The organism is Acinetobacter sp. 25-47-122 (assembly GCF_056779695.1).
This window is the reverse complement of record NZ_JBWYIJ010000002.1, coordinates 91908-108592: the sequence shown is the minus strand read 5'-3', so window position 1 is coordinate 108592 and position 16685 is coordinate 91908. Positions and strand designations below refer to the sequence as shown.

Here is a 16685-nt window from a genome sequence, read left to right as displayed (position 1 = left end):
AGTTAAAACAATATTATAAATTAAATATTTTTTATTAATGTGAACTACATATCATTATTGGTATTGGATTGTGACCGTTGCCTGACCTCTCACACGACCAGGTTCTACTTGGTTTTCAACTTGGATATAGCGTGCTTTCAATGGCAAGTTATATTGAACCGTTTGATTCGAGCTCACGGTGCCAAGTTGTATTTGCTCACCTTGAGTAATAACTTTATTTTGATTTTGATAATTGGAAATTAATTGTGTATTTACACCTTTGGCTCTGACATTTGACGCTGCATCATTTACGATTGAATTATTTCCATTTGAAGTGTAATCAAAGCTTAGGCTAATTCGGTTTGTTTCTGTCACACTCGTCGGATTATCTCCACCATTACATAATATATTCATATCAAATGCCTGCTCACCCGCTGTAGATCCTATACCTTTAAAATCGGATTTATTTACTGTAGGTAAATTCACCGTTTTATTGATATTTCCTTGGATCTCACATGAACTTGAAGCAATCGTAATCGCATTACCATATACTGTGCTGGTTAAAAAAGCTTGCTGAGGATAGCCCTCTACATAATAAGTACTATAACGTCCCGGTGCTATTACACCTGAACCCGAATTTACTGCAGTTTTGATAATTTCGACAACAAAAAAACCATTATCTAAGTTATAAGTTGTATTAGCCGTTAACCTACGAGAGTATGGATAATAACCTGAAAAATTTTGATTATTTGCGGCTTCACGATAAAGCCTAATCCCAATACCTGGAATATTGGTTTCATAAACTGAATCCCCAGCGGGACTCAACTGACCATTTTGAATCAGTCTTGCATTAATATTTACAGGATTTCGATCACACCGAATACTTGAACCATTCGGTGAAATTGGAAACGTTTTTTTGGTTAAAACTCGGCCTACTGGATCAGATGGTCTGACTACGACTCTGCCAACAGCCATGCTAATATCAACTGTTCTAAAGTTAGCTTGAGGTGTACAAGCTGCTTGAACAGAAGTTATGGCAAAACCTGAGAGTACAACAGCACCTATTAAAATCTTAGTTTTCATTGACATAGTGCCTCTGTCGTAATCATATTTTCAGACTGATGCGCAGTGACATCATATTGGATTTGGCAACGATCATCTGGCTCATCACCCCAAACGATGTTTAAAGTATCTTTGAGTGCTGCGGTTCTGACATAAACCAAACCACCTTGAGCAACTAAACCAATGCTTTCTTGATTAGAATTGAATACTTCTGCTGCAAATGGTAAAGATTGTCCATCTTTTAGCGCACTTTTGATATAAATTGCCTTCCCTGATTTAGTCGCAAAATTCACTTTCGTTATCGCGCCTGAATAAGGTGCAATTCTTTGACTTGTTTCCATTAATTCTACATCTGTCGACATCTCTTCAGGGTTCAAGCTAATGTCATTCAGACGATATGGTGTGACATAAGGAATAATCGCATAACCAGATTTATTAATTTCTAAACCTGTCGAATTATTTACTTTTGCACCTGAGGCTTCAGGGGCATAGACTAAGACCATCGTTTGCCCCTGATCTGGTCCAAAATGTACGCCATCACGGTGTACAACCACATTGCCTCGGGCTGTGACTAACATTTGTTGATATTGATCCGCCAAACTATAAGACGCACCAAGAGTTGAATAATTTGTTCGATATTGTACGTTAGTGTTAAAACTTGGATTATTGCCATAATCCGCGGAAGTCGAAAATCCGTAATTGAATTTTTCGCCCACTGTACCACTCGCACCTACATTAATACGATCTTGCGTGGTAATTGAACTTAGATTTAAAGCACTCTTTTTAAATGTGAGCGGCAAAGAAAGCGTCAGCATATACTCCGTATCGCTGCTACGCATATTCGTATTATTATTTTCTAATTCTCGTTTAATGGCAGATAAACCATACGTCAGCAAATTATAAGTATTACTGTAGCCAACTTGATATTGTTTAGACTTTTGGTTGGTGTTCCAATAATCACTCCAAGAACCTGTAGCATAGAAATTGCCTAGATTATTTGGTAATCCTTGGTTTAACGTGATGGTAAACTCACTTCTCTGCTTACCAACATGACCTGAGCTTACCCCCTTTTCATCCAGATCTTGGATTAAAAAGGCATCTCGTAGTTTCAAAAAGTTTTCAGTTGAATAACGATAAGCAGCCAAAGTTAAATTCGTATTCGTCGGGCTAATTAACTTGCTGTAACTCAAACGATAACTTTGTCCAGTTTGATCTTTTCTTCGATCAAACTTAGCTTCAGATTGCGTGATATCAATTGCAATCGCACCAATTGGTGTCGCAAAAGCTGTACCGACTAAATATGCCTGATAATTTTCAGAAAATTGTAGCCCTGTATAGGCTGTAATATAGTTATTGATCCCATGTTGATATTTTGCCTGACCAACCCATGGATCTAAATCAATATCCTTATCTCTAAACTCACCTATCGTAAATGAATAACGATTCATACCAGGTCTTAGCATTTGTACAACTGATGCATAAGGTACAGAAAAGCGCTGAATTTGACCGTCAGATTCAATGACTGAAACTTCTAATTCACCACCAAAGCCAGTGGGATAAAGATCATTAATTTCAAAACTACCCGGTGCAACTGTAGTTTGATAAATAATTTGACCTTGTTGTTTAATTTCGATTTTAGCATTCGTACGAGCATTACCACGAATTCGGGGCGCATAACCCGTCATGCTATTGGGTAACATCCGTTCATCACTTGTGAAATCTAGACCGCGATAACCTACAGAATCAAATAATTCACCATTGGTAAAATAATCACCGAGTGTCAACATACCTCGATATTGGGGAAATGCACGTTGTACATAAGTCGTGACTGCATCGTAACTACTTTTATTACGCCCCTGATCTTCGTGATCAGACCATTTCCATTGACCATTATGACGGAGTTGCCACCCACCTAAATTTGCACCAGTTGCCAAAGACATGAAGGCATTGTTAATTTCAGGATTGGTTTCAGAGTAATTTTTTGTTTTATAACCTGAGGCACTGTATGAAATAAATCCAGCATTAATCCCTCGATCCCAAGCACTTGGGTCGATGTAGCCCTGAGCATTTTGTTGCATCGCAATTTGAGGGATAGAAATATCTAGTCTTAAACGAGCAGAATCAAACTCATAAAATGCATTTTCCACCCAATTTTCAATACGCTGACAAGATGTCGAAGTAGAATTAGATGGCTCAAATTTTAAAATCTCTTTTTTGACACCAAACTGCATTAATGTTTTTGCATCAAAACACGTATAAGCATTTGCTGATTTATTATTTAATTCATTCTTGAATACAACTCGATGCTTACGATACCAGTTACCATTTACGTAAACATCAACATTATATTCACCTGGCAAAATAGGATTTCCAAATTTAAACCTATCTGTATTAATTGATTGTGCGTTTTCACCAATCAAAAAAGATGAGTCAAATTCCACACCATCCGCTGATGATTCGTTTGAAATCTCTTCACCATGTGCTGGCGTTAAATAAGTAAATCCGAACGTAATAGCCCCCAAAACAATCATAATTGTAGGAAGTTTTTTTTCATCATCTTGTTTTTGGTTACGGATCAGCATATTTTTGCCTACCTATTAATATTTAATAGGAATATTGATTCATTAATTTAGGGATTTAATTTCAAATCTGTCTGAATACGCCCACCAAAATCATTAATCGTTGTAAAACTCAACTTACTATGAGTGATAGCTGACTTTAGATTTATATTTTCACTTGATTTGGGGCTCACCATGATCCCTTCTTTCATCAAATCCACCAATTTCCCATTAGTTTGTTGACTTAATATCGATGTGATTGTGACGTGATAAGCCGTTGGATTAATCACTTGGAGTTGATTACCTACTTGCTTCCATTGTAATTTTGCTGGAGCTTCTGCAACCTTATCTTTCAAATTTGTTGGTCGATAAAATAATTTAATTCTTGAGCGTATTGCCAGTTGTAAAAAGTTATCTGGTTCCGTGCTTTGAGCATTGGCTTTAGGTTTAGGCGGAATATCTAAAACATTCAACCAAAACACAGTTTCTTGTTCACCACTTAATGATTTTGCATTTGGCAAAGCCGTGATTCGAAGCGATTGACTCTTGGTGGGATCAACACGCGAGATTGGCGGTGTAATAATGAATGGAGCTTTAGATTGTTCAGGCTTACTCTTTGGATCACCCTCATCAATCCATGCTTGTACCAATGATGGTTTATCACCATTGTTACTGACCTGTAGTGTGATTTCTCTTGCATCTGCTGGGTATATTGCTCTTGTTCCATGAATAATGATTTCAGCATGAGCAAAACTTGTCGAAGCCAATAGTCCCAACATCATTGTTATATTTTTAAATGAACCTAGCATGCAATTGATCTCTACTTAATACATTTGATTAGAGCCAAGTTAATCAATAACTTAACTCTATTTTCAAAACAAATTATTGATAAATAATCGTGTATTGAACTGAAGTAGTTACAGGACCTGCTGTAGAAGCACCAGTCGCATAGTATTCTGCATAGTAGTCAAGTGCAGCAGTTCCACCATCGACAACATCAACCCACTGAGAGTTAGTTTGCGCACCATTCGCACCAGCCTGCTGAACTAAAATAGGTTGGTTGTTGCTTCCTAACAATTGAACTTGTACGTTTTTAGCACCATTAGCATCTTGGTTATTTAAACGACCAGTGTTGAAATCGACCGTTGCACCAGGTTCGAAATAAGTTGCGACTTTACCTTCTGAACAATCACTTAGATTGATCGTGAACGGTGTACGACCAGCGACTTCACCAGCTGTAGCGAGCGTTTGTTTTGAAACTGTAGGTAGAGTCACAGTAAAGTTTTTGCCTTGTGGCGTTACAATGTCACAAGTCTTATCTGTAACTAAACCGTTGATTGTAATTGTTCCATCAGCTGCATTTGCTTGTGCAATCGTAGCTAATAAAACTGCTGAAAATAATGCGATTTTTTTCATTAGTCTTACTCTAATTCGGGGAATGGTGGGATGTTTAAAAAATGTCGATTGATATGCAAAAAATTGCAAAAGCATGGTATTACATTACAAAATAAGTGTAAATAAAGTCACATTTTGCCATTTTCATTAAAACCATTTCACATTTGTAAATTTATCTTTAACTCTTTATTTATTATTAATTAATTATTCATGTATTTTTTTGTAACTATGAATTTTGAAAAATTTAGCTAAATTACTCTATAAAATTAATAATTTTTAAAATATTTATATATATTAAAGCGATATTATGAAATTTTTGATTTAGACAAATTCTGTCATGATCCCGTCATAATTCTAAATATTCAATATGAGGCAATGAGGCAATATTATTTCGCTCATAAAAAAAGCCCTGACATCTGTCAGGGCTTTTGAATTTGGCGGAAGCGGTGAGATTCGAACTCACGGAGGACTCACACCCTCGTCGGTTTTCAAGACCGGTGCATTAAACCGCTCTGCCACGCTTCCATGTGCGCCATAATACGAAGCTTTTCATATCATGACAAGTAAAAATTACAATCAAACCATTCAAGTGAATATAGTTTCACCAAATGATTCAAATTTATTAAATTTTGGCTGCAATTTCAGCACCTTCACGAATCGCACGCTTAGCGTCAAGCTCAGCAGCAAGCTTTGCACCACCAATAATGTGATATTTCGCTAAAGTTGTTTCAGTCTCTGATGGCATAATCTCTTTAACAGATTCCTGCCCTGCACAAACAACGATAGTATCGACTCGTAATAATTGATCATGCCCACCAACTTCGATCCACAGACCTTCATCACTCACTAATTTATATTGAACGCCACGCAACATTTTCACATGATGTTTTTTTAATTGGGCGCGATGAACCCAACCAGAGGTTTTACCTAATCCTATACCCAAAGGCGTTGTCTTACGTTGCAATAAATATATTTCGCGAACTGGATGATCCACTTCAGCAGGTTGTAAACCACCTTCAGAAACATACTGAACATCAGGATCAACTCCCCACTCACGTTTCCATTCTGCCAAAGGTTGTGGCTGTGGCTGATGTTCAGGTTTTAATAAAAACTCTGACACATCAAATCCAATACCACCAGCACCAATTACTGCTACCTTTTGACCCACAGGCGCACCTCTTAATACTTCTGCATAAGATAAAACTTGTGGTGCATCACTTCCTTCGATCTTCAATGCACGTGGTACAACGCCTGTCGCAACAATCACCTCATCAAAGCCTTCACGCTCAAGCTGTTCACGATTAACTTTAGTATTTAAACGAAGTTCAACCCCAGTGCGCTCAATTTGGACTTTAAAATAGCGAATGGTTTCATGAAACTCTTCTTTCCCAGGAACAACTTTCGCTAAGTTGAATTGTCCCCCTACATCATTAGTGGCTTCAAATAAAGTAACCTGATGACCACGACTGGCAGCAACGGTCGCTGCCGACATTCCAGCTACACCACCACCCACAACAGCTACTTTTTTTGGCTTCTTGGTTTTTAAATAAACCAGTTCAGTTTCATAGGCTGCACGTGGATTCACTAAACATGTTGCACGTTTATTTTTGAAAGTATGATCCAAACAAGCCTGATTACACGCAATACACGTATTGATTTCATCAACACGATTAGTCGCAGTTTTATTCACCCAGAAAGCATCTGCCAATAATGGTCGAGCCATTTGAATCATGTCGGCTTTACCTTCAGCCAAAATAACTTCGGCAGTTTCAGGCATATTGATTCGGTTGGATGCAATCACAGGCACAGACACATGTTTTTTCACCTCTGCGGTATAATCTACAAATGCCGCACGAGGAACAGAGGTTACAATTGTTGGCACACGAGCTTCATGCCAACCAATACCTGTATTCAATAATGTGATACCTGCTTCTTCTAGCGCTTTAGCCACCGTGATCACTTCATTCATTGTATTACCGTCATGAACTAAATCAAGCATAGATAAACGGAAACAAATGATAAATTTTTCGCCAACTTTCGCGCGAATTGCCTTAACAATTTCAACTGCAAAGCGCATACGGTTTTCTATTTCCCCGCCCCATTGGTCTGTACGCTGATTGACATGACGACTCATAAATTGGTTCAGCAAATAGCCTTCTGATCCCATGATTTCAACACCATCATAGCCAGCTTTTTTCGCGATACTTGCTGTAGCCGCATAATCTTGAATCGTATCCAAAATTTGTTTTTCTGACATTTGGCGTGGTTTGAATGGTGAGATCGGCGATTTTATTGGGCTTGCAGAAACCACAAAAGGTTGATAACCATAACGCCCTGAATGCAAAATTTGCATTAAAATTTTTGCACCATGTTTATGAACTGCATGTGTCACTAATCGGTGTGGGGCAACATCACCTAAGGTATTCATTGTGCCACCAGCTGGAAGCAGCCAGCCCTGACGGTTAGGGGAAATACCACCTGTAATGATGAGACCTACGCCCCCTTTAGCACGCTCACCAAAATATGCTGCTAATTTAGGATAGTTATAAAAACGATCTTCTAGACCGGTATGCATCGATCCCATCACGACACGATTTTTGAGGGTAGTGAAACCAAGATCAAGAGGTTTTAATATATTTGCATAGCGAGTTGTCATGGCAATTCCTTATTTTATGGGCTTTGCAACTTGTTGCATAAAACTATACTTCTTTTTTCATAACTGTTTATGGCAATTTTTTGTCTTTTTCTATAATAAATTACCAACCATGAAATTAGATATTAATATTCAATCACTTATAAAAAATATTTTTCACTAAGTTCTCTTTGAAAAATTGCAATAAAATAAATTGATGCATAAAAATCTTCATAAATGCACTGTATTATTTTCAAGAAGAAATCATGAATTAGATTAAGCACTACCTATTACTTCTGAGTTTCGACGAAATATTGCTACTTATTCTAATATTTTTGCACCACGTATCTTTTTTTAAAAAAAATTACCAATGAAAAGTGCTACAATTGAAGAAATATATTTTTCAGGTTACCAATTTTCTAGGTGCCTATATTCTATCGTTAGGATGAACAATGTCTGATAATGCAACTATCTTACAGAATGTACCTGTAGGCAAAAAAGTTGGTATTGCCTTCTCTGGTGGTCTTGATACTTCTGCAGCTCTATTGTGGATGAAACAAAAAGGTGCTGAACCTTATGCGTATACAGCAAACTTAGGTCAGCCAGATGAAGATGATTACGATGCTATTCCAAAGAAAGCTGAAGCTTATGGCGCTGTTAAAGCACGCTTAGTGGATTGCCGTTTACAACTTGCATTAGAAGGTATTGCAGCAATTCAATGTGGCGCATTCCATATCTCTACAGGTGGTGTACCTTACTTCAATACAACACCACTTGGTCGTGCAGTCACAGGTACAATGCTTGTTACCGCGATGAAAGAAGATGACGTCAACATTTGGGGTGACGGATCTACTTATAAAGGTAACGACATTGAGCGTTTCTACCGTTATGGTCTATTAACGAACCCAGCACTTAAAATTTACAAACCTTGGTTAGACCAAACATTTATCGATGAACTTGGTGGCCGTGCAGAAATGTCACAGTTCCTCATCGATAACGGTTTTGACTATAAAATGTCAAAAGAAAAAGCATACTCAACAGACTCAAACATGCTTGGTGCAACTCACGAAGCGAAAGATCTTGAGTATCTTGATGCTGGTATCAAAATCGTTGAACCAATTATGGGTGTTGCTTTCTGGAAAGAAGACGTTGAAATCGCACCTGAAGAAGTTTCAATCACATTTGAAGAAGGCTTCCCTGTTGCACTTAACGGTCAACGTATTGAAGATCCAGTTGAGTTAATTCTTGAAGCGAACCGTATCGGTGGTCGTCATGGTCTAGGTATGTCTGACCAAATCGAAAACCGTATCATCGAAGCGAAATCTCGTGGTATTTATGAAGCTCCAGGTATGGCACTTCTACACATTGCTTACGAACGTCTTGTAACTGGTATTCATAACGAAGATACCATTGAACAGTACCGCATCAACGGTTTACGTTTAGGTCGTTTACTTTACCAAGGTCGTTGGTTCGACTCTCAAGCGCTTATGCTTCGTGAAACTGCTCAACGTTGGGTTGCTAAAGCAATCACAGGTACTGTGACTTTAGAACTTCGTCGTGGTAACGATTACACTATTATGAACACTGAATCTGAGAACCTTACATACGAAGCTGAACGCTTAACCATGGAAAAAGGTGATTCTGTATTCACTCCAATGGATCGTATTGGTCAATTAACCATGCGTAACCTAGACATTACAGATACTCGCGCTAAGTTAGGAATCTATACTGGTGCAGGTTTACTTGCTGTCGGTACAGGTTCTGCTGTTCCACAACTTAAAGACAAAAACTAAGATTTAGTTTAGTCCTAAAAAAAACCGCGCTTTGAGCGCGGTTTTTTATTTGGTCGTTAAAATCTATCATTGTTCCCTAGATGGATAATGACTCATTCATCTAACGTATGCCTCATTTCCATATTAATCAGCACAAATAGATGTAAAACCCCTTTTATCGGCTTTTGTCGTTATCAATTTCAAGCAATATCGATTATCATCTATGTTATTTTTTCAGTAAGACTTGCCTTGAATACGATCACTTTAATCCAGCCAGATGATTGGCACGCTCATTTAAGAGATGGTTTAGCACTTCAACGTACTGTTCCTGATTTGGCGAAGCAATTTCATCGCGCAATCTGTATGCCGAATACAGTTCCACCTGTAAAAACTGTGGAAGAAGCACATGCTTATCGTGAAAGAATCATGGCGCATGTTCCTGAAAATGTAAAATTCGATCCTCGTATGGTGCTCTACTTTACGGATCATACTTCTCCTGAAGAAGTACAAAAAATTAAAAACTCTCCATATGTAAATGCAATTAAGCTTTACCCTGCTGGAGCAACCACAAATTCTGATAATGGCGTTAGTGATATACGTAAAGTGTATAGCGTCATTGAACAACTTGAAGAACATCAGGTTCCTCTCTTACTCCACGGCGAAGTAACACATCATCATGTTGATATTTTCGATCGTGAAAAACGTTTCTTAGATGAAGTTTTAGCACCGCTGCTTAAACAATTTCCAAAATTGAAATTAGTTTTAGAACATATCACCACAAGCGAAGCTGCACATTTTGTACTTGAGCAAGATCGCAATGTGGCAGCGACGATTACACCACAACATTTGTTATTCAATCGCAATGACATGTTGGTTGGTGGTGTTAAACCGCATTTCTATTGTTTGCCAATTTTAAAACGCCAGACACATCAGCAAACTTTGTTAGAAGTCGCAACAAGTGGCAACCCTAAATTTTTCTTAGGTACTGACAGCGCTCCGCATTCTAAAAATGCGAAAGAAAATGCCTGTGGATGTGCGGGATGCTATAGCGCTCCAACTGCAATTGAATTGTATGCTCAAGCATTCGATCAGGTCGGTAAAATTGAACGTCTTGAAGGTTTCGCTTCATTCTTTGGTGCGGATTTCTATGGTTTACCTCGTAATACTGAAACCATTACATTGATCAAAGAAGATCAAGTGATTCCTGAAAGCCTTGAATATTTAGATGGCGAACAGATCATTCCTCTTTATGCAGGTAAAACAATTCAATGGAGAAAAGTGTGACCACTGAAACATTACCTGTCATCGGTCAACGCTTCCGCGGGTTCCTACCCGTGGTTGTTGACGTGGAAACAGCTGGTTTTAATGCGGATACCGATGCATTGCTTGAAATAGCATGTATTCCAATCATTTACGACGAATCTGGAAAGTTTGTACCTGGTCAAGCGCATCATGCACACATCAATCCATTTGAAGGTGCAAATTTAGATCGTCGCTCACTCGACTTCATTGGCATTGATCCTTTTAATCCAATGCGTGTAGCGATGGCAGAAGATGAAAAGTCTGCACTTAAACGTATGTTCAAAGCAATTAATGAGGTACGCAAACAACAACAATGCACACATGCTGTGCTAGTTGGACACAATGCTCATTTTGATCTTGGTTTTTTAAAAGCGGCAATTGCACGTACTGGAACTAAGAATCAAAATCCATTTCATAGTTTCTCGGTTTTTGATACGGTGACTTTGAGTGCTGTGATGTTCGGACAAACTGTTTTGGCTAAATCATGTATTCAAGCTGGCATCGAGTTTGATGGTAAAGAAGCCCACTCTGCTTTGTATGACACACAGAAAACAGCTGAATTATTCTGCTATATTTTAAATAAATTAGCGCCCCATTTACTTGAAACACTCGTTTCAGAGTAAAAATCTTTAAATACCCCAATATTTTAGAAATCTTGATCATCCTGTGGATTGATCTTAATTGAAAAGTATTGGGGCTTTTTGTTCCAATTTTTAACTATCGCTTTTTTATATTATGTTAATCGGAATATAGTATTGATAATTATTCTCATTAATATTGTGAAATAAGTATTATTAAATGATAATCGCTATCGTTTTTATTCTCTCAATGTTAAATCATGTCATTTGTACGCTCAAAATTAAATTTAGCCATTCTTACGATTCTCTCAACTACAGTTTGTGCAAATGAAACAGAAATAAATTCAACAGCTAATGATGATTCAATCAAACTCAATACAATTGTAACGAATGCAACTGAGCAACAAGAAGTTGGGAAAACCCTTTATACGAAGGATGACTTAGACAAGACACCCAATAGTTCTAAGAACATTACTGATTTTTTAAGAGTAAATCCTAATGTGCAATTTAGTAATGACTATCGTGCTGCAGGATCACAAGCTGAATTAAAACCATCCGAAATCTCTATCAATGGCGCACAAACTTACCGTAATAAATTTATGATTAATGGTGTAAATTCTACAAATAACGTTGATCCAATGGGAAGTGGGGACTCGTATGATGGAAAACTATCGGACAGTTCTCAAGGCATTGCAATTAATACGGATTTAATCTGTAGTCTTGAGGTATTAGATAGCAATATTTCTGCAGAATATGGTGAATTTACAGGGGGAGTTATTCGTGCCGAAACCTGTGCCCCTAATACAGAGATTGGTAAAATTCATGGTTCTTTAACATATGATTATACTAGCAGTAATTGGACGAAATATCATTATGCGAATGAAGAAGAACAAGATGAGTTCCAAGAACCAACCTTAACCAATCAAAAAGACTTCAATAAACAAGGTATCAGCGCAAATATTTACAGTAAACTATCGGAAAATTTGGGGGTCAATCTATATGGTTCTACGCGTCATTCATTAATACCAGTATTGAGCGGCCTAGCAATTGATACAAAACAGGAAAATAAAAGACATAACATTAACACTGGTGCAACCGTGTTCTATACACCTTCGCCTCAAAATAAATTTAAGTTTGGCTTTGATTATGGCAATTTAGACAGTACGAACTATGTTGCAAAGCGCTTAGATTCAGGCAGTGTTACCCATACTGAAACGGTTACCCTATTTGGTGAACTCACCTCTAAATTTGATAATTCGTCACTGACTCAAAATCTAAGCTACCAAACCATGAGCAATGCTCGCAAAAATGACAGTAATTTAGGTATTATTTGGAAAGAAACACCGACCAAAAACTGGAGTAACAATCCCGGACAAGGTGCAACCAGCAGTGATATTGAACTATCACAAAATGTGTTTTCATATAGCGCTAAAAATGTCTTTGACCCTAAAAATTGGGCAAAAGCCATACATAATATTAGTTTTGGCTTAGGTTACTCACATACAAGCGCAGCCTGGGAACGTCTTAATGACTCTTACATGTACAATCAACCAAAAGTTTTTTCTAAATCAGCTCAATACACTTGTTTAGCTGAAGATATTCTATGCGACTTACCATCTGCCGAAAATAATGATCAAGGTCAGTTCTTAAGTAATGGTAAATATTATAAAAAAGGGTCAACTCATATTGATCAAAATAGTGTGTATTTATTTGCTGAAAATCAAATGTTATGGGATAAATTTTCTGCTCGTTTAGGTTTACGTGTTGACTATGAAACCCTATCAAAAAATTTCAATCTCGCTCCTCGTACTTCATTCAAATACAGCCCATTCCAATCAGAACTATTGAGCTTCACAACTGGTTGGAATCGCTACTATTCGAACTATACATTGAATACTGAATTGCGAGATGAGGTTGCACACCTCGAATACAATTTAAAACGTACAAATAGCCCACAAGAAGATTGGGTTCAAATTGGGTTATCAGATATTCTAATTTCGAATCTCAACATTCGTCGCTCTGAACTCGACACACCATATAGTGACGAAATTGTTTTTGGTATGAATGGTCAAATAAAAAACTGGAATATTGGACTCAAGTGGATCAATCGCGATACTAAAGATGAAATTACCAAAAGCCGTTACGTCGTTGAAGGAACTAAAAACACGATTGATTATTTTAGCTATAGTAATATAGGGAAGTCTACCGCTGACATCTACACCCTAGCAATCAATAACATTCACCCACTGAAGTTGAAAAATAGTGAGCACAACTTTGGATTAGCTTTTGACTATAATGAAATAAAAAAGAACTACAATACCTATGTCGATGCATTCAATATAAATAGTCAAACTACAGCAGAAGATCGTGAAGTAATCTATAATGGTAAACTCATTAAATTTAATGAACGACCTGTTGAGAACTATGCACAACCTTGGACGACTCGAGTAAGCTGGGATATTAATTTCTTAAATACACCGATTAAAATTAGCAACTTTTTAAGTTATAAATCATCTTACAAAGACACTTATAAGTTTAAAGAACCCAACAAAGATGGTTTAGAAGTTTACGGTACTGAACGTATCGACCCTCGCTTCACATGGGATCTCCGAGGCACATATGACATGCAAATCAACAAAGATTTAAAAGCAATATTTGGTTTAACGATCAATAATTTGACGAACCATCACAATATTTACACCAGTCAAAACATTTCTGATAGCAGCAATACATTGAAGTCTGAAATTGGACGTCAGTTTATTGCCGATGTTACATTCAAGTTCTAACTCATGATTCCCATAGAGCACTTAGGTGCTCTTTTTTTCATTTATACCGCGTTAAACTTTTGGATTGCATAAAGAAAAAACAATTCAAGACTTGAAAAATATCAATTATCCTCGATATTACATAAAGTAATTCACTCAATCTTAGAATGAGCATATGAACAATCAAAACAAACCTGAAATTATTACGATAGAAGATCAAAGCTTTGGTAGCCATGTAGAACATTGGGCGCTGTTAACTGATGATCCGACTGTTCAGGTTCCAAAATGGTTGAGTGAAGCACTAAATGCACCTGTCATGCCGATGGGGATTTGTACTGAAGAACAAGATATGGATCCGAATGTTTGGTTAATTCAAGGACCTAAACAACAACCTATCCAATTGGTGCAAGTTATTGCTGTAGAAGACAATAAACCTAAAGCAGTCAAAACAGCCTTCCCAACTTTTGATAGTCCTTATACGTTAAACGCAACGATTGAACGTATCATTACTTGTAAGTCCAACACGCAAGCAGTGTTACAATTAAAAGTCAGTGATAATAGTGTGGTTTATGCTTTTGATAGCTTATACAGCGTGAACCAAATTCAATACCAAAAAAATCAATCTTATAAAGTCCAATTAAATGCGTGGGCTTATGAGCTAGAAAAGGTTGCTGATCAAGAACAAATTGTTGTGGATGATCCAGCTTCAATTAAACACCATCGTGCTTTAAATGAAATTTTGAGTGAACACAATGGTGTAGCGCCAGATAATTTACAGCAGCTGATCGATGCTTGGGAACCTAAATCAGATGCCGATAAAGAACCTGTAACGGTCGATTTTTCGAAAATGGTAGCTTACTTATACGGTGAAACCATGGGTCAGGAAGATGAGGCCTGGTTCCAAGGAAAAGTTGTTGGCAAGACCCAAATGCAGTTCAACAATCAATTTTATCAACTTTATGATGTAACACTTATTTTGGAAGAAAACCAACCTGCTACACTTATTCGTATCGCGACTAAGGATGAGAATTATAAAAATTTCGAAATTGGTCAATATATTCGTGGAAATATATGGATTCAGGCGAATATTTATGCTAAAAATACATCAAATAAATAGGATTTAACTATAAAGTAATATTTAGGCTCCTAGATGAAAATTATACCGGAACAATCAACAGGCTTAATGGAACAAGCACGCCCTCGTATTCGAGTAGACAAGGGTGCTTACTGTTTCTTTTTCTTAGGTGTTTTCCTCGCTGCTTTTATTTTCCACTTTACCAATCTTATTCCAGCTTTTTAAGAAAATTAGCGTTGATCACTTTCATCTTCGTTTTAGTGCATGAAAAAAGCCTGTCATATGACAGGCTTTTTTACAAACTGATTTTTAAGCATTACGCTTCGCAAAATCATCCATAAATTTCACAAGAGCTTGTACACCCTCCAGTGGCACTGCATTATAAATACTCGCACGCATACCACCTACTGAACGATGTCCTGCAAGATTTAATAAATTATTTTCCTCTGCTTCTTTCAGGAATTGCTTTTCAAGTTCAGGCTTCGCCAATGTAAATGGTACATTCATGATTGAACGATATTCTTTTGCAATTGGATTTGCATAGAAGTCACTTGAATCAATATAACCATACAACAATTCAGCTTTTTGTTGGTTCACTTGATGAATTGCTTCTACACCACCCTGTTCAAGCAACCATTCAAATACTAAGCCTGATAAATACCAAGCATAAGTAGACGGTGTATTCACCATAGAATCGTTCTTCGCTTGCGCTGAATACTTCATAATGCTCGGAATTTCTTCTTTTGCTTGGTCTAATAAATCATCACGAATGATTACCAATGTTAAACCAGCAGGACCGATATTTTTTTGCGCACCCGCGTAAATAAGACCAAATTTTGAAACATCAATTGGTGCCGACAAAATACTAGAAGATAAATCTGCAACCAGTGGTTTATCCGTAGTTGGGATATTTTTAAATTGAATACCACCAATTGTTTCATTATCTGCATAATGAACATAGGCAGCATCAGCAGATAAATTCCATGTACTTTCTTCAGAAATTGCAAGATTACCATCTGCATCTTTAATGCCAGCTTCGATCACGTTAATTTCGCCATAACGTTTTGCTTCTTTTAAAGCTTTTTCAGACCAAATGCCAGTATGGATATAATCTGCTTTGTTATTTTTCCCTAATAGATTCAATGGAATCGCAGAAAATTGTAGAGAAGCCCCACCCTGTAAAAAAAGCACTTTGTAGTTGTTAGGAATATTCATTAACTTGCGTAAGTCTGCTTCTGCTTTTTCAGCAACAGCGACGTAGTCTGAACTACGGTGACTCATTTCCATGATTGATAGGCCCTTACCCTGCCAATCAAGCATCTCAGCTTGAGCTTTTTCTAATACAGCAGTAGGTAATGCAGCAGGACCAGCACAGAAGTTGTACGCGCGCATGATTTTTCCTTTCAGAGTGAAACACAATAAAATGATGGCATTTAACCACAGATGGCATTATGTTGCAGTAGTTTAAGTTGAAATTATTTCAATCTATTATCCTTAGCAGAATCAAAAAAACGATGTATATTTATAGGATAGTTTTAATAAAACGAGAAACACCCCATATTTAAAG

The 16685-nt window shown here is 37.2% G+C and carries 12 protein-coding genes and 1 tRNA gene; 6 read left to right on the top strand and 7 right to left on the bottom strand.

Annotated features, from left to right (window positions below; translation table 11 throughout):
* Nucleotides 1–54: 54 nt before the first annotated feature.
* The 6 genes from AC1M9P_RS02030 to AC1M9P_RS02005 form a co-directional block, all read right to left on the bottom strand.
* Nucleotides 55–1062: a fimbrial protein gene (locus AC1M9P_RS02030; RefSeq protein ID WP_035266523.1), complete on the bottom strand. Its 1008-nt coding sequence runs from the start codon at nucleotides 1060–1062 to the stop codon at nucleotides 55–57.
* A complete protein-coding gene (locus tag AC1M9P_RS02025) occupies nucleotides 1059–3572 on the bottom strand; it encodes a fimbria/pilus outer membrane usher protein (protein WP_481586695.1) in 2514 nt (837 codons plus the stop codon). The genes AC1M9P_RS02030 and AC1M9P_RS02025 overlap by 4 nt, the downstream gene beginning before the upstream one ends.
* 98 nt (nucleotides 3573–3670) lie before the next feature.
* A complete protein-coding gene (locus tag AC1M9P_RS02020; protein ID WP_051586549.1) occupies nucleotides 3671–4408 on the bottom strand; it encodes a fimbrial biogenesis chaperone in 738 nt (245 codons plus the stop codon).
* A 73-nt stretch (nucleotides 4409–4481) separates the two neighbouring features.
* Entirely contained in the window at nucleotides 4482–5015 is a 534-nt protein-coding gene (locus AC1M9P_RS02015; RefSeq protein WP_035266450.1) for a fimbrial protein, read from the bottom strand.
* 414 nt (nucleotides 5016–5429) lie between these two features.
* A tRNA-Ser gene (locus tag AC1M9P_RS02010) sits at nucleotides 5430–5519 on the bottom strand.
* Nucleotides 5520–5616: 97 nt separating this feature from the next.
* Nucleotides 5617–7650: an FAD-dependent oxidoreductase gene (locus tag AC1M9P_RS02005; protein WP_481586596.1), complete on the bottom strand. Its 2034-nt coding sequence runs from the start codon at nucleotides 7648–7650 to the stop codon at nucleotides 5617–5619.
* Nucleotides 7651–8078: 428 nt separating this feature from the next.
* Here AC1M9P_RS02005 and argG point away from each other — a divergent pair, with 428 nt between their 5' ends.
* The 6 genes from argG (at nucleotide 8079) to AC1M9P_RS01975 (ending at nucleotide 15343) form a co-directional block, all read left to right on the top strand.
* Nucleotides 8079–9419 (top strand): argininosuccinate synthase, encoded by a 1341-nt coding sequence (gene argG, locus AC1M9P_RS02000; RefSeq protein ID WP_092765981.1) that lies wholly within the window; start codon nucleotides 8079–8081, stop codon nucleotides 9417–9419.
* Nucleotides 9420–9647: 228 nt separating this feature from the next.
* Nucleotides 9648–10682 (top strand): dihydroorotase, encoded by a 1035-nt coding sequence (pyrC, locus tag AC1M9P_RS01995; RefSeq protein ID WP_035266516.1) that lies wholly within the window; start codon nucleotides 9648–9650, stop codon nucleotides 10680–10682.
* Nucleotides 10667–11323, top strand: a complete 657-nt coding sequence (gene rnt / locus AC1M9P_RS01990; RefSeq protein WP_035266446.1) for a ribonuclease T — start codon at nucleotides 10667–10669, stop codon at nucleotides 11321–11323. Before pyrC ends, rnt begins: the two co-directional genes overlap by 16 nt.
* 215 nt (nucleotides 11324–11538) lie before the next feature.
* Nucleotides 11539–14064, top strand: coding sequence for a TonB-dependent receptor plug domain-containing protein (locus AC1M9P_RS01985; protein WP_481586595.1), 2526 nt, complete (start codon nucleotides 11539–11541; stop codon nucleotides 14062–14064).
* 154 nt (nucleotides 14065–14218) lie between these two features.
* Nucleotides 14219–15160, top strand: coding sequence for a hypothetical protein (locus AC1M9P_RS01980; RefSeq protein WP_481586594.1), 942 nt, complete (start codon nucleotides 14219–14221; stop codon nucleotides 15158–15160).
* Between the two features lie 33 nt (nucleotides 15161–15193).
* Nucleotides 15194–15343, top strand: a complete 150-nt coding sequence (locus AC1M9P_RS01975) for a hypothetical protein (protein ID WP_171076764.1) — start codon at nucleotides 15194–15196, stop codon at nucleotides 15341–15343.
* An 84-nt stretch (nucleotides 15344–15427) separates the two neighbouring features.
* On the opposite strand, the gene serC is transcribed toward AC1M9P_RS01975, so the two are convergent.
* Nucleotides 15428–16510: a 3-phosphoserine/phosphohydroxythreonine transaminase gene (gene serC / locus AC1M9P_RS01970; RefSeq protein WP_481586593.1), complete on the bottom strand. Its 1083-nt coding sequence runs from the start codon at nucleotides 16508–16510 to the stop codon at nucleotides 15428–15430.
* Between the last annotated feature and the right edge of the window lie 175 nt (nucleotides 16511–16685).

Excerpts from the sequence above, each read along its gene's own strand:
- AC1M9P_RS02025 (WP_481586695.1), bottom strand. The coding sequence starts at position 3,572 with ATGATTGTTTTGGGGGCTATTACGTTCGGATTTACTTATTTAACGCCA.
- argG (WP_092765981.1), top strand. The coding sequence starts at position 8,079 with ATGTCTGATAATGCAACTATCTTACAGAATGTACCTGTAGGCAAAAAA.
- AC1M9P_RS02005 (WP_481586596.1), bottom strand. The coding sequence starts at position 7,650 with ATGACAACTCGCTATGCAAATATATTAAAACCTCTTGATCTTGGTTTC.
- AC1M9P_RS01980 (WP_481586594.1), top strand. The coding sequence starts at position 14,219 with ATGAACAATCAAAACAAACCTGAAATTATTACGATAGAAGATCAAAGC.
- AC1M9P_RS01985 (WP_481586595.1), top strand. The coding sequence starts at position 11,539 with ATGTCATTTGTACGCTCAAAATTAAATTTAGCCATTCTTACGATTCTC.
- AC1M9P_RS01975 (WP_171076764.1), top strand. The coding sequence starts at position 15,194 with ATGAAAATTATACCGGAACAATCAACAGGCTTAATGGAACAAGCACGC.
- AC1M9P_RS02020 (WP_051586549.1), bottom strand. The coding sequence starts at position 4,408 with ATGCTAGGTTCATTTAAAAATATAACAATGATGTTGGGACTATTGGCT.
- AC1M9P_RS02030 (WP_035266523.1), bottom strand. The coding sequence starts at position 1,062 with ATGAAAACTAAGATTTTAATAGGTGCTGTTGTACTCTCAGGTTTTGCC.
- serC (WP_481586593.1), bottom strand. The coding sequence starts at position 16,510 with ATGCGCGCGTACAACTTCTGTGCTGGTCCTGCTGCATTACCTACTGCT.
- AC1M9P_RS02015 (WP_035266450.1), bottom strand. The coding sequence starts at position 5,015 with ATGAAAAAAATCGCATTATTTTCAGCAGTTTTATTAGCTACGATTGCA.
- rnt (WP_035266446.1), top strand. The coding sequence starts at position 10,667 with ATGGAGAAAAGTGTGACCACTGAAACATTACCTGTCATCGGTCAACGC.